The sequence below is a fragment of the Ruegeria sp. G7 genome (assembly GCF_056535465.1).
Genome location: NZ_JBQFIL010000002.1, coordinates 609,962 through 632,128, shown reverse-complemented (window position 1 = coordinate 632,128; position 22,167 = coordinate 609,962). Strand labels below are relative to the sequence as shown.

Below are 22,167 nucleotides of genomic sequence, written 5' to 3'. Positions count from 1 at the left end.
AAGGTTAAAGGTTGATATGTCTATTCAAGATACGAACATTCGCGCCGATGCCGGTACTTGTACTCCTGTAATTCAAGCTGGTCGGGCATCTGGAACTACAGCACAGCTTTATCGCAATGTATTCAAGCGCCTGCTCGACTTGGCTGTTGTTTTGATCGCTCTGCCAATCATAGCACCCACGGTACTGGTTCTTGCGCTTATTGTTGCGCGTGATGGCTCTAATCCCTTTTATGCACAGTCCCGTGTTGGTCGCGGCGGTCGGATTTTCAAGATGTGGAAGCTGCGCTCGATGGTACCGAACGCGCAGTTCATGCTTGAAGATTACTTGGCATCGAATCCGGCAGCACGCCGAGAATGGGACGAAAATCAAAAGCTGAAAAACGACCCTCGTATTACGTCTTTCGGTCACGCCCTGCGCAAAACATCGTTGGATGAACTGCCGCAATTGTGGAACGTCCTGAAGGGTGAGATGAGCCTGGTTGGACCCCGCCCGATGCTGCCAGAGCAGCAAGAGCTTTATCCAGGCAGTGCCTATTTCGCACTGCGCCCTGGTATGACAGGATCGTGGCAAGTGTCAGAACGCAACTCCAGCTCTTTCGCAAGCCGCGCCGAGTTTGACAGCTCCTACGACAGAAACCTGAACCTGAAAACTGATCTAGGTATCATGTACTCGACAGTTGGCGTGGTCGTCAGAGCAACTGGCATCTAAACGGACAATCCTCCTGCCGAGATACAGTCGACTCGCGCCAGCTTCAGTCATCTGCAGGCTAGAGCAATGCGCTTCGAAAGCTCAGATTGTAGAACATTCGGAAACCATAGATCAGCCACATTTATACTATAATTCTATTAGCAAACGCCTCGAAAGCGACACTTTTCCACTGTTCAATTGCCTCTCTATTACAATGTGTGGAATCGGTTGCCGCGAAGACTCAGAAATCTGGGATGCACGCACCACTTTCATTTTGTAATCTCTATGGCGCGACTTAAGATCAAACCGGTTTATTAATGGATGGTTCTACAGTGAGTATTTCTGCCAGGGACGGCGACATCGCAATCGTTGGCATGGCCGCGCATTTGCCCGGGGCGGCTTCTGTTGACGAGTACTGGTCTAACCTTCGGGATGGCGTAGAGTCTATTAACCAGCTTTCCCGGGAACATCTGCTAGCCGCAGGCGAGACCCCACATCTGTTGGAACGGCCGGACTATGTACCTTATGCTGCGCCTCTGGATCGCTTCGAGGAATTTGATGCAGAATTCTTCGGTCTCTCCCCAAAAGAAGCCGCCATCATGGATCCGCAGCACCGCCAGTTTCTGGAGGTTGCCTGGGAAGCGCTGGAAAACGCCGGTCATCCGCCTGAGAACTTCCCCGGACCCATTGGGGTGTTCGCAGGCTGCGGCATGGGCAGCTATTTCTATTTCAATGTCTGCTCAAACCGGGATCTGGTCGACGATGTGGGCATGTTCCTGTTGCGCCACACCGGCAATGACAAGGATTTCCTGTCGACCCGGCTGAGCCATATCCTCGACCTCAAGGGGCCGAGTGTGAATGTGCAGACAGCATGCTCGACCTCGCTGGTCGCAACGCATTATGCAACCCAGGCTTTGTTGACCGGTGAGTGCGATATGGCGATTGCCGGAGGGGTTACGATCGAACTGCCCCATAACAGAGGTTATGTTTACAAAGAGGGTGAGGTTCTCTCACCCGACGGCCATTGCCACGCCTTCGATCACCGCGCGCAAGGTACTGTTTTTGGCTCGGGTGCTGGTGCTGTCATTTTGCGCCGTCTGTCTGATGCGATCGAGGATGGCGACCATATCTGGGGTGTGATCCGCGGTACGGCGATCAACAATGATGGCGCGGCCAAAGCCGGGTACTTGGCGCCATCTGTGGATGGTCAGGCCGCCGCGATTTCCGAGGCCCATGTGATGGCCGATGTTCAGGCCGACACGGTGGATTACATCGAATGCCACGGCACCGGCACCTATCTGGGTGATCCAATCGAAGTGGCCGCGCTGACACAGGCGTTTTCGGAGACCACGCAGGAAACGGGCTTCTGCCGGCTGGGCTCGGTCAAGACCAATATCGGCCATCTGGATACCGCCGCCGGGGTGGCCAGCTTGATCAAGACCTCGCTGGCGCTGCATCACAAACAGATCCCGCCTAGCTTGGGCTACGAAAAACCCAACCCTGCGATCGACTTCGAGAACAGCCCGTTCCGGGTCAATGATACTCTGACCGATTGGGTCTCGCACAAGGGTCCGCGCCGCGCCGGGGTGAATTCTCTGGGCGTTGGAGGCACGAATGCTCATGCTATTCTTGAGGAAGCGCCAGAGCGGGCCGCATCCGAGCCGTCAGATTGGCCGTTTCAGATCCTCACGGTCTCGGCGCGGGGCAAGAAAGCGCTGGATGCCAACAGCGCGGCACTGGCCGCGCATCTGCGCGCCAATCCCGATCAGGATTTGGCCGATATCGCCTGGACCCTGAAAAACGGACGGCGCGGGTTTGAAAAACGGCGCGTTATCGTCGCTGAAACCCATGAAGAAGCCGCCGCGATCCTTGAGGAAAACGATCCACGTCGGGTGTTCACCCATACGGTGATTTCGGACGCACCAGAGCATGTCTTCATGTTCCCCGGCGGAGGCGCTCAGTACGCCGGGATGGCGCGCGATCTCTATGAGACCGAGCCGGTCTTTGCCGATTGGATGGATCGGGGTTTGGATATCCTGCAGGCCAAGCTTGATTATGATATCCGCGCGATCTGGCTTCCTGAACCGGGCCAGGAAGAAGCTGCGGATGAGCGGTTGAAGACGCCCTCGGTGCAACTGCCGCTGATCATGATCACCGAATATGCGCTGGCGCAGCTGTGGATGGAATGGGGCGTTCAGCCCGCCGCTCTGGTCGGCCATTCGATGGGCGAAAACACCGCCGCATGCGTGGCCGGTGTAATGTCATTCGAAGATTGCATCGGTCTGGTGCATCTGCGCGGGCGACTGTTTGATACGGTGCCCGCTGGTGGCATGCTGAGCGTCCCCCTGCCCGCCGATGATCTGCGGCCACTTTTGGGCGATGACCTTGATCTGGGTGCCGTGAACGCCCCCAGCCTGAGCGTTGCAACCGGACCTCAGGCGGCGCTGGACGATCTGGAGGACCGCCTGCGCAATCAGGGTGTCGACTGTCAGCGCATCCCGATCGATATCGCCGCGCATTCGCGAATGCTGGAGCCCATTCTGCAGGAATTCGGTGACTATCTGCGCTCGATCGAGTTGAAGGCCCCGCAGATCCCGTTCCCCTCGAACCGCAGTGGCAACTGGATCTCCGAGGCCGAGGCCACGGACCCCGAATACTGGGTCGGCCATCTGCGCAACACCGTCCATTTCGCCGATTGCATCACTACGCTGTCCGAAAACCCCGAGCGTATCTTTATCGAGGTTGGCCCGGGCAAAGCGCTGGCTTCGCTGACCGGGCAGCATGACAAGGTGGATGCCAATCAGGTGATCGGCAGCCTGCGTCACCCGAATGATGACGTGGCTGACGATGCTTATTTCATGGCTATGCTGGGCCGGATCTGGGCCTTGGGCGGCGCGTTCGACTGGGAACAGATCTGGGGCGAGGCGAGGCGCAACCGGGTGCCTCTGCCCACCTATGCGTTCCAGCGCTCACCTTACTTCATCGAACCCGGCACGACACAGATCGAGACAGCCAGCCAATGGCTGATGCGCACCGAAGACCCCGCCGATTGGGGCTATCGCGTGGCCTGGACTCCGAAATACGCGGCCTGCGATGTGGATGTCACCGGCGATCTGTCGGAGGCGGCACAGGAAAGCTGGCTGATCTTTGCGGATGAGGCTGGGCTGTGTACCAACCTGACCGAGCGCCTGAAGCAAGCCGGTCACAAGGTGGTCACGGTCACGCCCGGCGATGCCTTTGCGCGCATCAGTGACGATCACTATCAGCTGGCCCCCGAACGCGGGCGCGAAAGTTATGACGCGTTGATCCGTGATCTCGTCGCGCAGGAACACATCCCAACCCGAATTGTGCATGGCTGGCTGCTGACACAGGCCGAGACCTTCCGCCCCGGCGGCAGCTTCTTCCACCGTAATCTGGAACAGGGCTTTTACAGCCTGTTCTTCCTGGCGCAGGCCATCGGGGACGAAGACCTGCCGATGCCTCTGCACCTCCATGTCCTCAGCTCAGGCGCGTTGCAGGTTCGGGATGAGGCCCTGCCCTATCCCGAGAAAGCCACGGTCACCGGCCCGACCCGCGTGATCCCGCGCGAATTCCCCGGCCTGACCTGTGCGCTGCTGGATATCGACCTGCCGCAAAGCGCGGGCAAACGCCGCGTGCCTGCCCTGCCCGAGGGGCTGACGGATCAGGTGATGGAAGACCTGCTGGCTCCGCCCGCCTCGTTCACGGCGGCGATCCGCGCGGACAAGCGGTTTGAACAGGGTTACCGCCCGCAGGCTCTGGCGGAGCCGTCTCTGGACGATCTGCCGTTGCGCGATGGTGGCACCTATCTGATCACCGGCGGTTTTGGCGGCATTGGCCTGACACTGGCCGAGGCGCTGATTGCCAAGGTGAATGCCAATATCGTCCTGCTCGCGCGTGGAGACCTACCGCCGCGGGATCAATGGGAAACCGTGCTGAACAACTCGGCCCCGCAGGACAAGACGGCCCGCCGTATCCGCGCCATCGAAAAGCTGGAAACGGCTGGGGGCAAAGTGCTGCCGATGTCTGTCGACGTCAGCAATGTTGAAGAGATGCGCCGTTGTGTCGAAAGCGCCACGCAGGAATTCGGCCGGATCAACGGCGTGATCCATGCGGCCGGCCTGATCGACGATGCGCCGATCATGACCAAGACCATGATGGAGATCGAGGATGTCTTTACGCCCAAGATCCACGGCACGCAGGTCATTGACCAGATCTTCCCGGACGGATCACTGGATTGGCTGGTTCTGTTCTCGTCCAGTTCGACCGCAACGGCACCTGTAGGTCAGGTCGACTATGTGGCCGCCAATGACTACCTAAACGCCTATGCTCGTGCGCGTTCGGGCGACAAAACGCAGGTTGTGTCGGTCAACTGGGGTATATGGGCCGATGTGGGTATGGCTGCGGATGCGATGGAGGCTCGGACAGGCACTGCCGAGCCCGCGCCGGTAACCCCGGCGGACGTTCCGATGCTGGATCAGGCAAGCTTTGATGACGCAGGTAACCGCCTGCTGAGTGCGACTTACAACGCCCATGACCGCTGGTTCCTGAACGATCACCGGACCAAGGCCGGTCATGCTCTGGTGCCCGGCACCGGTTATTTGGAGCTGGCCTCCGAGGCCCTGCGTGTGCAGGGGAAACCGGCCCGTTTGAAATTCGCGATCTGTATTTCCTGCGCCCTCTTGCGGTGTCCGACAGCGAAGACCAGCAGGTCCGCCTGCGCCTGCCGCGCAGCGATGTGGGCTACGACCTAACGGTCGAGAGCGGGTCGGGCGATGCATTTGAATTGAATGCACAAGCGAGCCTGTCTCTGTTGCCGCTGATCGCGCCTGCACCGCTGGATGTGGAGGCCATCGCTTCCCGTTGCGGCCCGGCCCATCAGGCCGAAGGTGCGGGACGGCTGCGATCCCCGCAGGAGGCGCATCTGAATTTCGGCCCACGCTGGCGAGTTCTGACCTCGACTGCGCTGGGGCAGGATGAAGGTCTGGCGCATTTGGCGCTGCCGGAAGCCCTGCAAACGGATATCGAGGCTGGCTACCACCTGCACCCGGCCCTGATGGATCTGGCCACGGGCTGGGCGATGGAGCTGATCGCAGGGTATCAGGCCTCGCACCTGTGGGTGCCGGTCTCGTATCGCTCAGTGCGTGTCTTTGCGCCCCTGCCCGCGCAGATCGTCAGTTGGGTTCGCAACGCGGGCGACAACCGCGCCGAAGGCGAGGCTGCCAGTTTCGATGTCACCATCGCCGCCCCCGACGGCACGATCTGCATCGAGGTCGAGGGTTTCTCGATCCGCCGGATGGAAGATGCTGTGGATTTTGCCTTCACCGAGAACGCTCCAGCAATCACCTCTGAGGTCGACGCCCCGGCTCCCCTGTCCCCGGCCGAGGAACGGCTGCGTCACAACCTGTCTCAGGGTATTCCGGCCGCAGAAGGGGCGGATCTGTTCTTCAAGGCATTGGCCAGCGGGCAATCGCAGATCATCCTGTCCTCGCTGGATCTGGATGGGCTGATCGCGCAGGCCGCCGATAGCGGCGCATCCAGCGAAAGCTCGGATCAGAAATTCCAACGTCCCGAGTTGGACTCGGATTACGTTGCCCCGGAAAATGACATCGAACGCCGCCTCGCCGGGTTCTGGCAGGAACTACTGGGCGTTGATGAGATCGGTGTCGAGGATAGTTTCTTCGATCTGGGTGGACATTCCCTGATCGCGGTGCGCTTGTTTGCGCAAATCCGCAAAGCCTATAATGTCGACTTCCCGATCTCGGTTCTGTTCGAGGCCCCGACCATCCGCAAATGCGCCGACCTGATCGCTGCCCGCGGCGTGCCGAAAGATGGCGGCGAGGGCGATGCGCCAGCAGCAGCCCCTGCGGCACCGGAACGCCGCTTTACCCATCTGGTGCCGATGCATTCCGGCGAAGGTGGGCCAAAGACTCCGTTCTTCCTGGTGGCGGGGATGTTCGGGAATGTGCTGAACCTGCGCCATCTGGCGCATTTGGTGGGCACCGATCGGCCCTTCTACGGCCTGCAGGCGCGCGGTCTGTATGGTGATGAGGAACCGCACCGCGATCTGCGCGAGGCCGCCAAGGACTACATCGCCGAGATGCGACAGGTACAGCCCTCAGGGCCGTACATGCTGGGCGGTTTCTCGGGTGGCGGTATCACGGCTTATGAGATCGCCCGTCAGTTGACTGAAGCCGGGGATGAGATCGCGGCGCTGGTCATGCTGGATACGCCCCTACCGGTACGGCACCCGCTCAGCAAAGCGGATCGTTTGAAGATTCAGTTGCAGGAGATTCGGAACAAAGGTGCGAGCTACCCCATTCAATGGGCCAAGAACCGGATCGCTTGGGAGATCCAAAAACGCCAATCGAAGGAAGAAACAGCCGAGACTGGCCAGCAATTCCACGACACCGAGATCGAGGCTGCGTTCCTGGAAAGTGTCAACAGCTATCCTCTGCATCCGTGGAATGGCCCCCTGACCCTGTTCCGCCCGCCTTTGGTTGGAAAATGGGAGCTGGGGCCCGGTAAACTGGTACATCATGAGCGTTATTATCTGACGCATGACAATGACTGGACGCCCTGGGCCCCCAATATCGAAGTGTTCGAGGTTCCAGGCGATCATGACTCGATGGTGCTGGAGCCCAATGTGCGCGTCCTGGCCGCCCAGATGAAAACCTGTCTGGAAAATGCCGAGCGTCAGATCCCGCGCCCAGCCCTTCGGCAAGCGGCGGAATGACCATGGCTGATCCCAAACTCCTGACGGTTATTCTGAACTACAAAACGCCGGACATGACTCTGCGATCCGTCGAGGCCGCGCAGCTGGCGATGGAGGGGATCACAGGCGAGATCATCGTGGTGGACAATGATTCACAGGATGGGTCGTTTGAAACCATCGCTGCCCATGTTCAGGATCAGGGTTGGGACAAGGATAATCGTGTTCGGGTCATCCAGTCCGGTCACAATGGCGGCTTTGGCGCAGGCAACAACGTGGGCATTCGGGCGGGTCTGTCCGATGGCACGCGGCCCGACTATGTCTACATCCTGAACTCTGACGCCTTCCCGGCCAAAAACGCCATAAGCTTGTTGCTGGAGCACCTGGAAACAACACCCGAGGCTGGCTTCGCGGGCAGCTATATCCACGGCGAGGAAGGAGACCCGCATCTGACCAGCTTCCGCTTTCCTTCGATCGCAAGCGAGTTCGAAAGCAGTATCAACTTTGGCCCAGTTACCCGGTTGTTAAGAGACCGGATTGTGCCAATCCCTGTCCCGTCCGAGACACGTGCGGTTGATTGGCTGGCCGGGGCTAGCCTGATGATGCGGCAAAGCGTTCTGGATGAGATCGGTCTCTTTGATGAGCATTTCTTCCTGTATTTCGAAGAAACTGACCTGTGTCGCCGCGCCGCGCTGGCAGGGCATCGCACTGACTACGTGCGCCCGAGCGAGGTCATGCATATCGGATCCGTCTCAACCGGCATGAAAAGCTGGAGACGGGTGCCAACTTATTGGTTCGACTCCCGCCTGCATTATTTCGTCAAGAACCACGGAGCATTTTATGCCGCCTGCGCCACCTGCGTACATTTGACCGGTGGCTTCCTGTACTGGTTGCGCTGCTTAATCACCCGCAAGCGCAGTGGCGTCCCGCCTTATTTTTTGCGTACCTTGGCCTGGCATGACGTGTCAGCTTTCTTTCGTGCGTCACCGCACAACAAAAAGCAGGACACCGTGCCCAAGCCTATAATTGGAGAGTAACGATGCCATTCAGCACATTTCTTATTGGCCATGAATCCCTTGTCATTCAATGCGGGGAAATGCTGTTGGAGGCGGGACATAGCATTCAGGGAGTGGCGACCCGCAACACGGATGTCGAGGCCTGGGCACAGTCGCATTCCCTGCCCCTGCACGCCCCTGGTCAGGATTTGGCAAACCGGATCGAGGGCGTGTCGTTCGACTGGCTGCTCAGCATCGCCAATCTCGATCTGTTGCCGCAGACGCTTTTGGACAAGGCCGGCAAGGGCGCGGTCAATTTCCATGACGGCCCGCTGCCGCGCTATGCCGGTCTGAACGCTCCGGTCTGGGCCATTCTGAACGGCGAGGCACAACACGGGATCACCTGGCACAAGATCTCGGGCGGTGTCGATGAAGGCGGGATTGTCGCTCAGAATCTGTTCGATATCAGCGACCGTGAGACCGCCCTGACCCTGAACGCCAAATGCTATGGCGCCGCCATTGAAAGCTTTGGCGATGTCATACGCGCGCTTGAGACGGATCAGCCGACGATCCCTCAAGATCTGTCGCAACGCAGCTATTTCGCCAAGAATGACCGCCCGGCGGCAGCAGCGCGGCTGGATTTCTCCAAGCCCGCAACCGAACTGGCCGCCCTCACCCGTGCGTTGGATCATGGGGAATACTGGAACCCGCTTTGCTGTCCGAAGATCGAGCGTGATGGTCAGATCTGGCTGGTCGGTTCGGTCGAGGTCAGCGATCAGCAAACCGACGCGACACCCGGCACTATTCTGGCAAGCACAGCCGACAGCCTGACCGTTGCAACAGGTGACGGAGTGGTTGAGATCAGCGGATTGCGCAATGGTCTGGGGGCTTCGGTCTCGACCGATGGGTTATTGAACGGCGGCAGCGCCCTGCCCGTGCCGACCCCAGATCAGATGACGCAGATCGACCGCGATGTTTCTGCTACTTTGTCCGCTGAACCCGAATGGCGCACCCGCCTTGAGGCGCTAAAGCAGGTCGAGATCCCCCTGATCAACACAGCGGCCCCGTCCGGTGCGCCTCGGTCGCAAGTGCTGCACCTTCCAACTGGCCTTGACGATATGGCCGCCAAAACGGCGCTAGCGGCCCTCATGGCACGGCTTGGCGATACCGTGGAGCTTGATCTGGCGTTGCAGCTTTCGGATGCGGCGTCACCCTATCTCAACAGCTGGGTTCCGGTCCGCTTCGCGGCGGATCAGACCTTTGACAACGCGCAGGAAGGGCTGAGTCAAACCATTGCGAACGCCAGCGAGATGGGTCCGTTTGCCTGCGATTTGCCGGCGCGCACGCCCGGTGCATCCCCGCTACAGACACCTGCGATCGGCTTGTCCGATGACGTCTCGGCCGGGCTGGTTCCGGGCACAAGCCTGACCCTTGCCGTATCCGGGGATCAGGCAATGCTGTTTGTGGACAGCGGGCATATCTCGGATGTCGCCCTGCATTTGTTTGCGGCACGGCTGGAGCATCTGCTGGTGACACTGACGGATTCGGCGCTCCGCAGTCAGGCGATTCAGGACCTTTCAATCCTGCCCGAGACCGAGCGTGCTCAGATCCTACAGGACTGGAACGATACCGACACCGCATACGATCAGACCTCCTGCGTGCATCAGCATTTCGAGGCGCAGGTCGCACGCACGCCAGATGCCCCGGCGCTGGTCTTCGAGAACCTCAGTTTCTCCTACGCCGAGTTGAACGCTCTGGCCAATCAGGTTGCGCATGTGTTGCGTGAGATGGGTGTAGGCCCCGATACGCTGGTGGGTTTGCATGTCAAACGATCCCCGCTGTTGCTGATCGGGGCGCTGGGGATCCTGAAGGCGGGCGGAGCTTATGTTCCGATGGACCCGGCCTATCCTGCGGACCGGACGGCGCTCTATCTTGAAGACAGTGGCGCGAAGGTGGTGCTGACGGAATCCGCTCTGGCCGCAAGCCTGCCCAACCACGGCGCGCAAGCCTTACTGCTGGACACGGACCCACGGCTGGGAACGGCAGCGACAGACAATGTCGACAGTGGCGTGCGTTCGGAGAACCTCGCCTACATGATCTACACCTCCGGCTCGACCGGACGCCCTAAGGGGGTCATGGTCGAACATCGCAACGTGTCGAACTTCTTCACCGGCATGGACGATCGCATCAGCCATGATCCGGCAGGGGTCTGGCTGGCAGTGACCAGCCTGTCCTTTGACATCTCCGTGCTAGAGCTGTTCTGGACGCTAGCGCGCGGCTTCAAGATCGTTCTCAGCGATGACGAAAACCGCGCGTTGGTCGCAGGTGATGCGACCGCCGGAAAATCCATCACCGGCAAGGGGATGGAGTTCAGCTTATTCTATTGGGGCAACGACGATGGTGTCGGGCGCGACAAATACAAGCTGCTGCTTGAGGGCGCAAAGTTCGGGGATCAGAACGGCTTCTGCGCCGTCTGGACACCCGAGCGTCATTTCCATGCCTTCGGTGGCCCCTACCCCAACCCGTCGGTCACCGGAGCCGCTGTGGCCGCCGTGACCGAGAATATCGGTGTCCGTGCGGGCAGCTGCGTCGCGCCACTGCACCATACCGCGCGCATTGCCGAAGAATGGGCGGTGATCGACAACTTGACCAACGGGCGCGCGGGGCTTGCCATCGCCTCTGGCTGGCAGCCTGATGATTTTGTCCTACGGCCCGAAAACACGCCGCCGGAAAACAAACCCGCGATGTTAGAGGCGATCAGCACTCTGCGTCAGCTCTGGGCTGGCGAGACAGTGGAATTCCCCACCAAGTCCGGGGATATGCATGGCGTGGTTACGCAGCCGCGCCCGGTATCGAAGAAACTGCCCGTCTGGGTGACCACTGCGGGCAATCCGGACACCTGGCGCGAAGCCGGGGCCATTGGTGCCAACGTGCTGACTCACCTTCTGGGCCAGAGCGTTGACGAAGTCGCCGACAAGATCGGTATCTACCACGCTGCGTTGCGCGAAGCGGGGTATGATCCCGATGATCACACAGTCACCCTGATGCTGCACACCTATGTCGGGCAGGACCGTGAAAAGGTACGCGAGGTCGCGCGCGAGCCGATGAAGGACTACCTGCGCTCGGCCGCCGGGCTGATCAAGCAATATGCCTGGGCCTTCCCGGCCTTCAAGAAACCCAAAGGGGTCTCGAACCCGTTCCAGCTGGATCTGGGCAGTCTGTCTGATGAGGAGCTCGAAGGCATCCTCGATTTCGCCTTCCTGCGCTATTTCGAGGATTCCGGCCTGTTCGGCACCGTCGAGGATTGCCTGAATCGGGTCGAAGAACTGAAACGCATCGGCGTTGATGAGATCGCCTGCCTCATAGACTATGGCATCTCAGTCGATCAGGTGATGGAGGGTCTGAAGCCTCTGGCCGAGGTGCTGCGCCTGTCCAATCAGGATACAGAGCTGGCGGAGGATGACTATTCCATCGCCGCCCAGATCATTCGCCACAACATCAGCCATCTGCAATGCACTCCTAGCATGGCACAGATGATCCTGATGAGCGACGAGGCGCGGTTCGCCCTGTCCAAGGTCAAACACATGATGATCGGCGGAGAGGCCCTGCCCGGGTCACTGGTCAAACAGATCAACAAGCTGTCGCCTGCGCATATCGAAAACATGTACGGGCCGACGGAAACAACGATCTGGTCAACGACCGAAACCGCCGTTTCTGCCGAAGGTGTGATCAATGTCGGCGCGCCCATCGCCAACACGCAGGTCTACGTGCTGGACGAACACAGACACCCCGTTCCCATCGGCGTGGCCGGAGAGCTGTATATCGGCGGCGCTGGCGTCACCCGCGGTTACTGGCAACGCGAGGACCTGACCGCCGAGCGGTTCGTGCCTGACCCGTTCTCAGATGTACCGGGCGCACGGCTCTATCGCACCGGAGATCTGGTGCGTTGGCAAACGGATGGCAAGCTCGATTTCCTGGGCCGGGCCGATCATCAGATCAAACTGCGCGGTTACCGGATCGAGCTGGGCGAGATCGAAAGCCTGATCGACGCGCAAGCCGGCGTGCGCCAATCCGTTGTCATCGCGCGCGAGGACACGCCGGGCCTGGTGCAATTGGCCGCCTATATGACGGTCGACCAGCCGGTGGATGATAAAGCACTGCGTCAGGCCCTGTCCGGACAACTGCCGGACTATATGGTGCCGACACATTTCGTGACGCTGGAGAGCTTCCCACTGACACCGAACCGCAAAGTCGACCGCAAGGCCCTGCCTGCCCCGTCAGTGCAGAAGCCCCGCGTTGCGCCTCCGGTATCCGAACCCGTCGCGGGCGGCTCGGTCCCGCAGAAGATCGCAGCGATCTGGTCTCAGATTTTGGGGGTCAACGATATCAGCGGACGAGACAATTTCTTCGATCTCGGCGGGCATTCCCTATTGGCCGTACAGGCACACCGGGAAATCCGCAAAGAGCTGAATGTCCCGGGCCTCAGTATCACGGATATCTTCCGCTTCCCGACATTGGCAGCCCTGGCCGAGACGGTTGAGAAGAAAACCGGTGCCAAACCGACTGAGGCCAATCCGTCGCAGTCGCCCACGGAAAAAGCGAGTAGCAGAAACGATGCAATGGCCCGCCGCCGCGAAATGCGTGCCCGCAGACGATCAGCGTGAACCGGTTTGCCACACCAAAAGCTGAACATGACAATGCCCCGCCCAGATATCCGCGTTGGTGTGACTGATCCTCAAGCCTTTGGCGTCACATAGCGACCACAGGAAAAGCATGCGACCTTCGAAGCGGAAATGCCCATTGTGCAGACCATTTCTTGTAGACAAATCAAGCTGGAATTTTGAGCTTCGCACCGAATTGATGATCAAAACACCATGTATTTCGCTGCGTTCGACAAGATGCCATCAACATCTATCAACCGCTTAGAGAGACTATCGTGATCAAGCGAAATCTTCCCGGTCGTGCTTTGGTAGCTATGGCGGCAATAGCCAGAGTCTTGCGCCTCGGCGGTACCAGGCCAGTCGATACCGGCACATTTGAAGCGCTATATGCCAAGCCCGGACCAGCACCCTCTTTTCCACAAAACGTTTTCCATCTTGGCCATAGCCTGGTCGGTCCGGACATCCCCGAAATGCTAAAGCAACTAGCGGGTGAAGGTCACGAATACAGCAGCCAATTGGGATGGGGTACCCCGCTAAGGGCCCATTGGGACCCCAAAGAAACCATCAATGGGTTCGAACTGCGGAATACAGCACCCGAGTATGAAGATGCAAAACAGGCCCTATTATCCGGCACCTATAATACTCTAATTCTGACTGAAATGGTCGAAATCAGGGCGGCGATCAAGTATTTCGAAAGCGCACAACATCTTCACAATTGGATTCAACTTGGGCGTCGTTCGCACCCCGACATGCGCATCTTTTTTTACGAAACCTGGCATCATTTAGATGACAAAGAAGGTTGGCTGCAGCGAATAGACAAAGACCTCGGGCGTTATTGGATAGATGGCATCTTGCGCGTTGCATTAGGCCATGAAGAGACACCCATGCCAGTCTATGTCATTCCCGCCGGGCAGGTCATGGCTCGATTTGTGCGTGAAGTAGAACATCGTGGGGGTGTCGGAGCAATAACCAACCGCTACGACCTATTTTCTGACACGATCCATCTGAGCGACTATGGCGCCTATCTGGTTGCGCTGGCCCACTATGCCGTTTTGTACCAGACATCACCGCTGGAGTTGCCGCATAAACTGTTCAAGGTCGATGGCACACCTTTTGAGGACCCCGGCCCTGAAGCAGCGCACCTGATGCAAGAAGTCGTGTGGGAGGTCGTGACAAACTACGCACCTACAGGGTTGGGTCGCGTTTGATCCAATCTGCATCGCTCTTTCAGCTTCTTCGACTGACAGCGGAACAGATACCATTCTTCTGGACTGAATGGCACGGGACAGAATCTAGGCCGACATGATACTTAAAACTCAACTCTGCTAACACCGCGACCCGACACATGCCCAATTCATTTGCTTATCTTATGCTGATCGTATGGCCGATCGTTATGGTCGTTCTGTTTAAAAAGCTACCGCCCCAGCGTGCACTTTTGATCTCTATACTCGGTGGCTATGTCGTCTTGCCTCCGAACACTCAGTTCGATTTGCCTTTGATTCCGACTCTGGACAAACGCACAATCCCGAGCTTGGCCGCATTCATAATCTGCCTGACAATGGTGGATCGTAAGATCAGGTTATTCCCTGAGTCACGCCTAGCCTCAGTCCTGATGGTCGGTTTCCTTGCAAGCCCGATTGTCAGCGCGTTAGGCAATCTTGAGCCCGTTTTCGCGGGGCCCGTCATGCTCCCGGGAATGACTGTCCGAGACGCGCTTTCCGAATTCCTAAAGCATGTGCTCTATCTTATGCCATTCATTTTGGGCTTCAATTTCCTCTCTACCCCCGAAAACAAGCGAGAGTTTTTGGCTCTCTATATGATCATCGGATTGATATACTCTTTTCCCATCCTGCTTGAAGTTCGACTAAGTCCACAATTAAACAATTGGGTTTATGGGTTTTTCCCCCAACTCTTTGCTCAACAAGTCCGCTTTGGCGGTTTTCGACCTACTGTCTTCCTAGGCCATGGGTTGGGGGTGGCGTTTTTCATCCTGATGTCTTTCCTTGCAACAGCAGCACTTCTGAGGGGCTCGCTCGGGCAAGACAAGGGGCACAAGTTTGGTATTCTAGTCTATCTATTTGCCATCCTGATACTGTGCAAAACGGTCGGGGCAGTTTTACTTGCGGTAGTGTTTGCACCAATCGTTCTGTTTGCGACCTCGCGAATACAACGCTGGGCCATGCTGGTGTGCGCGGTTATTTTATTGTCCTACCCAGTCCTACGCGCGGCGGATATGATCCCTGTTGATCGGCTTCTCGGCTATGCCGGAATGATCCAAGCTGAGCGGGCCCAGTCTTTGGGATTCCGTTTCGAGAACGAAAGCATGCTGCTTGAAAGGGCGGCAGAAAAACCCCTTACGGGCTGGGCATTTTGGAACCGTAATCGAAACATGGACCCGGAAACCGGCCGGGTGCTAACCGTACCAGATGGTTACTGGGTTATCGTAATCGGAGTGTTGGGCTGGTTCGGATATGTCTGTATCTTTGGGCTTCTCACTCTCCCACTTCTCAAACTATGGGCGAGACGCAAACTTAGTCGAGGGTCACCAGACGAGTATGTAACAAACGGCGCTGCGCTGATGTTGGGCGTAAACCTGGTGGATTTGATCCCAAACGCATCTGTAAATAACCTGACCTGGATGATGGCAGGAATGCTATTGGCCAATTCTATTGTGTCAGAGCAAAGCAAAACGGATGAAACATCCAAAGAGACGCTTCAGCCGCACCCGACGCGCATAAAACATGTTCGCAAACCGCGAGATAAAACACAGGCTGCTGCTGTCATTCCGTTAAAGGAGCCCGTTAAAAAACGACGCCCCAGATAAACCGACAACTAAAGGTCAAGCCTTTTCGCAGGTACGCCTGCGACCGTTGATCCGCTTTCGACATCACGGGTCACAACACTGTTGGCACCGACCGTTACATGATCGCCTATCTTTAGCGGTCCCATGATCTTTGCCCCAGCGCCAAGGTCAACATGCCCGCCTAATACCACGGTCGAAACCAGCGTAACCTGATGGAAAATCATGCAATTTGGCCCAATTCGCGCGCTGGGGTGGATTATGATACCCGTCGGGTGTGGCAAGCGTAACCCGCCCTCAATATGCGTATTCAGGTGAATCTCGGATTGTGTGATCACCGACCAGAACCGATGTATCAAAATCCAGTACTTACTGAACACCCAGCCGACAGCACCCCCGCGTGCCTTTGCCCGCTGATAGCGCCGGATCGACCGCAAAAGTTTGTAGCCTGGGTCCCAGAATTGCCGAACTTCCTCTCGGGACCAATCAGGAACCGTCGCAGAGATGACCTGCGGCGGTTCAAGCTCGGCGGATGGCGGGTCTTTTAAGTCGCCTTGCATTGGCTTGATCTCTCCAACCTTTTGAGCAGTCGAGCCATGAGTGTCCAGCACGATTGATCTTCGTCAGAAACCCAGCCGCGCAAGGCGAGGGTAGACCCTACGGTAGACAACAGGCGGCAACCAATTCTCGAGCACTTCCTGCCGGCGCGACTGACGATCAAACTGATCATCGGTTCCAGGGCGCGGCTTGAAGATCGTCGAATGGGCTTTACGGCTAGGATCCCAAGTCGCCGTGTAATAGTAAAGCGCAATCGACTGGCGTGGCTCACCATTGGGGTGGTTCACTTTTTCGGGGTTCCCGTGGAACGTATTCGACCCTGTAGAGAAGCAGCACATGCGGTTGAAAGTTGGAACAAAGCTCTTGATCTTGGTGCTCATGTCGTTGCTCCAGATTTCGAACGAGCCACCCCACTCTTCGCGCCAGTCGTCATTCAGATAGATCAGGACGTTTAGGCGGCGCTCAACAACCATCTGTTTGTGTAAATTGAAATCCGCGTGGATATCCAGGTGGCCACCGTTCTTTACCCGATGAATACCCGCGCCGATATAATAAGGATCAGGGATCAGCCCTTTGATACCCGTCATCTCCTCAAGAAACAGGATAAACGGGCGCGAATTGAAAGCGTGAAACAACTCGCGCGAGTAGATGGGCAACCGTTCGGGATTGTATTGCGTTTTCAGATTCTCTTGCGCCCGTTCGAACGTGTCGCTGTCCTCATTCTCTTCAAGCGTGGCGACGTCTTTCTGAACCTTGCGCAGAACCTCTTCGGGAAGAAAGTTATCGATGCAGATATGATTATAAGGTTCGCCGCTCTGATATTCCTCAGCAAAGGGGGCCGCCGCAGCGCGGGCGTTGTCTACACTTATACTCAGACGCTCGGGATCAATTTGATAGATCGCCATCTTCTTTTCCTATCTTAACAATAACACAATTCGAATAACCGGCTAGCATCTACAACAGCAGAGCAAGGTAGGGATCAAGATTTTCTAACAAAAAAATGGAGGTATTTCCCTCAAATCACAATGTGACATATCTAACCCGCACTGACAAACATAGGATCCGGATCAATCGCCACATATTGGCAAGACAGTCTCGCAATTTGCGACAATCAATCCTGACGGCCAGAGCAGGGAAAACTCTGAGTCTTTGCTTATGAACAACAAGATCAGGTCCAGGGGTTGCTTGAATTGCGTGAGCGCAACCAATTTACAGTAGCGCATCCGCAATTCTGCCCATATTAAATTGTTCGTTGTTTATGAGTGCCCATCCATTGAGTAAGAGTCATTTCTCTTTATGCCCAGATTGTTGATTATTGGTACTGGATATGTCGCGGATTTGTATCTGCGCTCTCTTAAGCTGTACCCCGACATAAAGATAGCCGGCTGCTTTGACCGCAACCCGGCCAGGCTTTCACAGTTCTGCACATATTGGTCTTTGCCATCTGTAGACAGCTTTGAGGCGTTACTTAAGACCGCAGAGGCAGGGGATATTCTGCTGAACCTTACCAACCCTTCCGAGCATTTCGACGTATCGCGTCAAGCTCTCGAGGCCGGGCTTCACGTCTATTCTGAAAAACCTTTGGCGATGCAGATGGATCAGGCGCATGCGTTGATCAATCTTGCAGCCGAGCGATGTTTGCGCATTGCCTCAGCGCCCTGCAGCTTTCTGGGTGAGGCACCGCAAACGATCTGGTCTGGATTGCGTGCTGGTGTGATCGGGGAAGTCCGCTTGGTCTATGCCGAGATGGATGACGATTTTATCTCGCAGGCCCCCTATCAAAAATGGCTATCTGAGAGCGGTGCGCCATGGCCGGCAAAAGACGAGTTCGAGGTGGGCTGCACACTTGAACATGCCGGTTATTATCTGGCCTGGCTATTGCCGATGTTTGGTCCGGTTCGCACAGTTGTAGCCGCCTCTGCGGTTCTGGCGGATGTGCAGGATGTGACGCCCGATCCGGCACCAGATTTTTCCGTTGGAACCCTGTTTTTCGAAAGCGGCATCGTCGCGCGTTTAACTTGTTCAATACTCGCCACCCACAACCATGAACTCAGGATCATCGGGGATACAGGAGTGATCGAAATGGACGAATGCTGGAATAACGCGGCCACTGTGCGTCTGCGTCGCCGATTTCCCCTACGCCGCAGATTGGTCAATGCTCCTCTGGCCCGGCGTCTCAAGCTCAAAGGACCGACCCACGAAAAGCTTGGGCGCAAGGGCGCCGCATCGATGAACTTTGCTCTCGGCGTAGTCGAGCTGCGGAATGCAATCCTCGAAGACCGACCATGCCGACTGTCGCCCGACCTGTCGCTGCACATGAACGAAGTCACGCTGGCCCTGCAAAATGCTAGGGAACATGCTGGCTCTGCCGCCATGCAAACCCGCTTCGAACCAGTTGCACCCATGCCGTGGGCAGAGAAGCTGGCCCGCTAATCCATGTACGACATCTCGGTCATCATACCTGCAAACAACGAGGAAGCGTATATTGGCCCTTGCCTTGAAGGCGTATTGTCGCAAGTCACCCCACGGCGCGCCCAGGTTATCGTATCGGCAAATGCCTGCACCGACGGCACCGCTGACATCGCGCGCAGCTATGCGCAGCGGTTCTCAGAGCGGGGCTGGTCTTTTGAGATTTTGGAATCGGATATCGCAGGCAAACCTGCGGCACTCAACCGCGCCGATGCCGTTGCAAGATGTGGGGCGCGAGCTTACTTGGACGCCGATGTTGTGATGTCCCCGCTATTGTTGGGCGAGCTGGTAGAGGTTCTTGATCGTGTGGAACCTGTCTATGCGAGCGGTGATCTGAAACTGCGCCCAGCGCAAAGCTGGGTCACACGGGCTTATGGCCGAATATGGACCCGGCTTCCTTTCATGACAGAAGGCGTTCCAGGTGCCGGTTTGTTTGCTGTCAACGCTGCCGGGCGCGGGCGATGGGACGAATTTCCGCAAATCATCTCCGACGACACTTTCGTACGGTTGCAATTTACTCCGGAAGAGCGCCGACCAGTTCCCGCCTCATATTCTTGGCCGCTGGTGGAAGGGTTGCGGGCCCTTGTACGGGTACGTCGCAGGCAGGACGCAGGTGTTGCCGAGCTTGCCAATCTGTATCCCGGTATTCTGGACCGGGAAGGCAAAACTCCACTGACCAAGGGGCATCTCATGAGGCTTGCTCTGACTGATCCGGTTGGCTTTGGGGTCTATGTGACAGTCAGCTTGCTGGTGCGTATGCGCAGCGACTCCACTTGGAGCAGAGGACGATGACGCGACGCGGAGGACAGATGATCGGTGGTCGTAAAATACGCGATACTGCACGACCCAGCTTAACCGCGGAAGGAGGCCTGGGGTGATATCTCCCAAAGAAGCTCAATCGCAGGCTTGGGACGTGATCGTCATTGGCGCCGGCATGGGGGGTGGCATCATCGGACGTCGCTTGACCGAGCACGGGCTATCGGTGCTCTTTCTTGAAAAAGGTATTGCAGGCCACCGGAGTGAGAGACAGGCTTACACACCCGATATAGGCGATCCCTTCGCACGCAAACTGCGGGGTTTTTGGCCCAAACCGGTCGAAGCGCGTGACAAGGGGACAACCTCGCGCTATTTCGCGCCCTTAGGCAGCGGCGTCGGAGGCTCTTCTGTTTTTTATGCTGCTGCACTTGAACGCCCCGAACCGCATGATCTGGACGACACGCCCGGCATCAAGCACCCCACAGGCGGCTGGCCCGTAAGTTTCGACGCCTTTCTACCCTATTTCGATCAAGCCGAGGATATTCTATACGTGCACGGCGGCGAAGATCCGCTGTCAGACTTTCCGTCAGTCAAACTCCGGCCACCGCCCAAATTCACCCCTGAAGAAGCTGCTATGGTAAGCGATTTCCGCGAACGGGGTCTGCATCCCTATTACTCACATATTGCTCGAAAAGGGCTTGACGGCTGCACAAATTGCCTCGGTGGAAAATGTCCACGTGCCTGTAAGATGGATGGCCGCTCGGCCGGTGTAGAGCCCGCGCTAGCCAGTGGACGCGCTGCACTTATCACCGAATGCGATGTTCAAGAATTGGTGGAAGATCAACCCGGCCAGATCACCGGCGTCCGCGTTTTGCATCAGGGCGATTCCTACATGCTGCATGCCTCAACTTATGTTCTGGCGGCCGGCTCATTTGGCTCTCCTACCTTATTGCTTCGATCTACTGATCAATCCGCAGCAGGTTGCGCCAACTCTAGCGATTGGGTTGGGCGCGGGTTGATGTTCCATATTGATAATTTCTTTGCTGTCTGGCCACGTCGCAACGCGAAACCCATTGGTAGCAGCCGGGCGGTGTCGACGCGTGATTTCTATGTCGTGAAAAATGAGCGCATGGGACTGACCCAATCCATGGGATATGAGGCGAATTACGGAACGATCCTGCGTTTCCTGCTCATGCAGTTCGACCGCTCGCGGTTTGCCAAGTATACAAAACTGCGTCGCCTGCTGAACATACCTGCCCTTTTGGCAGCCAAACTGTTCGGAAATGCAGATGTCTTCGTTGCCCAGATGGAGGATTTTCCAGTCCGTGAGAACCGAGTTCTGCTGAATCCAGAAGACCCCGAAGTCTTTACTTTCGAATACTCTGTCGCACGCGATGTGTTCACCCGCCAAATCGGGTTACGCCGGGCGATACGGCGTGCGATCGGTCGCTGGCGCATGATGTTTTTGTCGATCAAGCCAATCGTTAATGTAGGCCACCCGCTGGGTACATTGCGCTTTGGAACCGATCCCGGCACATCCGTGCTCGACCCCGACTGCAAGGCACATGATTTGCAAAACCTGTATGTCGCCGATGGCTCGTTTATGCCGACATCAATGGGGGTTAATCCAAGTCTGACCATCGCCGCCAATGCGCTTAGGGTCGGAGACATCATCGCCAAGCGCGCAAATAAGCCAACTCTGTTCACGGAGGCTCCATGACCGATATAAGTCAACGAATTCGAGAAGGTGTTGCCATTGTTACAGGAGCCAACGCCGGTTTGGGTCGTGAGCTGTGCCGCACTCTTGTTGCTGAGAATCTTCGTGTTGCAGGCGTCGGTCGCAACATGGGCGCATTGACCGAGCTTGCGGCGGACTTGGGCGATAGGTTTATGCCCGTTGAAGCAGATGTTTCAGATCCCGACGCGGTTGCCCGCGCATTTGAAGAGATCAATACCGCCGCAGGTATGCCTACGATCCTGATCAACAACGCAGCTGTCTATCCGCGTCGTGATATTCTGGACGAAACCCCCGAAAGCTTCATGCAATCCGTTAACATCAACTTGGGAGGCGTATTCTATTGCTGTCACGCAGTCCTTCCCGGCATGGTCGAGCGCGGCTATGGCCGGATCGTCAACCTCAGCACCTTCGCCCATATCGCCCCGGCACCGACTGCGGCGGCCTATTCGGTGACCAAGGGAGCCGCACGCATTTTGACCCAATCACTGGTGGCGGATCTTGGCGATCGTTTTCCGGATATCGTAATTAACGATTGGATCCCGGGCTCTTTGAAAACGCGCATGGGCCTACCCGACGGGATTGATCCTGCAGATGCCGCCAAATGGGGCGTACGACTGGCGTTATGGCATGATCCAATGCTCACGGGTCGCCTTTTTGATCAAGATAGCGAGTTTCTTGAGCCGATCTCTCTCAAACGGAAGCTGTTAAACAAGATTACCGGGAAAAAACGTATTCCGTTGAGCCTTTCCTGAGCGACTAGCGGCTGGCTCCA

At 57.2% G+C, this 22,167-nt stretch carries 11 protein-coding genes and 1 pseudogene; 10 read left to right on the top strand and 2 right to left on the bottom strand.

What is annotated here, in order from left to right:
• The first annotated feature begins 16 nt into the window (after positions 1-16).
• The 6 genes and pseudogenes from ACR3EN_RS19700 to ACR3EN_RS19675 all read left to right on the top strand — a co-directional run bounded on the left by ACR3EN_RS19700 (position 17) and on the right by ACR3EN_RS19675 (position 15,898).
• The gene (locus tag ACR3EN_RS19700) at positions 17-709 is read left to right on the top strand and encodes a sugar transferase (RefSeq protein WP_480821190.1); all 693 of its coding nucleotides are present in this window, start codon (positions 17-19) and stop codon (positions 707-709) included.
• Positions 710-1,005: 296 nt separating this feature from the next.
• Positions 1,006-7,442 (top strand): annotated as a pseudogene (locus ACR3EN_RS19695) (type I polyketide synthase).
• Positions 7,443-7,444: 2 nt separating this feature from the next.
• Entirely contained in the window at positions 7,445-8,455 is a 1,011-nt protein-coding gene (locus ACR3EN_RS19690) for a glycosyltransferase family 2 protein (RefSeq protein ID WP_480821194.1), read from the top strand.
• 2 nt (positions 8,456-8,457) lie between these two features.
• Positions 8,458-13,077 carry a MupA/Atu3671 family FMN-dependent luciferase-like monooxygenase gene (locus ACR3EN_RS19685; RefSeq protein WP_480821196.1) on the top strand — a complete coding sequence of 1,540 codons (4,620 nt, stop codon included), beginning with the start codon at positions 8,458-8,460 and terminating at the stop codon, positions 13,075-13,077.
• A 272-nt stretch (positions 13,078-13,349) separates the two neighbouring features.
• The gene (locus ACR3EN_RS19680; protein WP_480821198.1) at positions 13,350-14,282 is read left to right on the top strand and encodes a hypothetical protein; all 933 of its coding nucleotides are present in this window, start codon (positions 13,350-13,352) and stop codon (positions 14,280-14,282) included.
• Between the two features lie 137 nt (positions 14,283-14,419).
• Positions 14,420-15,898, top strand: a complete 1,479-nt coding sequence (locus ACR3EN_RS19675) for a hypothetical protein (RefSeq protein ID WP_480821200.1) — start codon at positions 14,420-14,422, stop codon at positions 15,896-15,898.
• Between the two features lie 8 nt (positions 15,899-15,906).
• On the opposite strand, the gene ACR3EN_RS19670 is transcribed toward ACR3EN_RS19675, so the two are convergent.
• A complete protein-coding gene (locus ACR3EN_RS19670; protein ID WP_480821202.1) occupies positions 15,907-16,485 on the bottom strand; it encodes a serine acetyltransferase in 579 nt (192 codons plus the stop codon).
• 12 nt (positions 16,486-16,497) lie between these two features.
• A complete protein-coding gene (locus ACR3EN_RS19665) occupies positions 16,498-17,337 on the bottom strand; it encodes a 2OG-Fe(II) oxygenase (protein WP_480821204.1) in 840 nt (279 codons plus the stop codon).
• A 391-nt stretch (positions 17,338-17,728) separates the two neighbouring features.
• Here ACR3EN_RS19665 and ACR3EN_RS19660 point away from each other — a divergent pair, with 391 nt between their 5' ends.
• The 4 genes from ACR3EN_RS19660 (at position 17,729) to ACR3EN_RS19645 (ending at position 22,147) form a co-directional block, all read left to right on the top strand.
• Positions 17,729-18,865 carry a Gfo/Idh/MocA family protein gene (locus ACR3EN_RS19660; RefSeq protein ID WP_480821206.1) on the top strand — a complete coding sequence of 379 codons (1,137 nt, stop codon included), beginning with the start codon at positions 17,729-17,731 and terminating at the stop codon, positions 18,863-18,865.
• Between the two features lie 3 nt (positions 18,866-18,868).
• Positions 18,869-19,693, top strand: coding sequence for a glycosyltransferase family 2 protein (locus ACR3EN_RS19655; protein ID WP_480821208.1), 825 nt, complete (start codon positions 18,869-18,871; stop codon positions 19,691-19,693).
• A gap of 82 nt (positions 19,694-19,775) precedes the next feature.
• Entirely contained in the window at positions 19,776-21,377 is a 1,602-nt protein-coding gene (locus tag ACR3EN_RS19650) for a GMC oxidoreductase (RefSeq protein WP_480870509.1), read from the top strand.
• On the top strand, positions 21,374-22,147 hold the full coding sequence (locus tag ACR3EN_RS19645) for an SDR family oxidoreductase (protein WP_480821212.1): 774 nt from the start codon (positions 21,374-21,376) through the stop codon (positions 22,145-22,147). The genes ACR3EN_RS19650 and ACR3EN_RS19645 overlap by 4 nt, the downstream gene beginning before the upstream one ends.
• Positions 22,148-22,167 lie beyond the last annotated feature (20 nt).

Coding starts and splice junctions, on each gene's coding strand:
- ACR3EN_RS19675 (WP_480821200.1), top strand. CDS start 14,420: ATGCCCAATTCATTTGCTTATCTTATGCTGATCGTATGGCCGATCGTT.
- ACR3EN_RS19700 (WP_480821190.1), top strand. CDS start 17: ATGTCTATTCAAGATACGAACATTCGCGCCGATGCCGGTACTTGTACT.
- ACR3EN_RS19685 (WP_480821196.1), top strand. CDS start 8,458: ATGCCATTCAGCACATTTCTTATTGGCCATGAATCCCTTGTCATTCAA.
- ACR3EN_RS19660 (WP_480821206.1), top strand. CDS start 17,729: ATGCCCAGATTGTTGATTATTGGTACTGGATATGTCGCGGATTTGTAT.
- ACR3EN_RS19690 (WP_480821194.1), top strand. CDS start 7,445: ATGGCTGATCCCAAACTCCTGACGGTTATTCTGAACTACAAAACGCCG.
- ACR3EN_RS19665 (WP_480821204.1), bottom strand. CDS start 17,337: ATGGCGATCTATCAAATTGATCCCGAGCGTCTGAGTATAAGTGTAGAC.
- ACR3EN_RS19655 (WP_480821208.1), top strand. CDS start 18,869: ATGTACGACATCTCGGTCATCATACCTGCAAACAACGAGGAAGCGTAT.
- ACR3EN_RS19645 (WP_480821212.1), top strand. CDS start 21,374: ATGACCGATATAAGTCAACGAATTCGAGAAGGTGTTGCCATTGTTACA.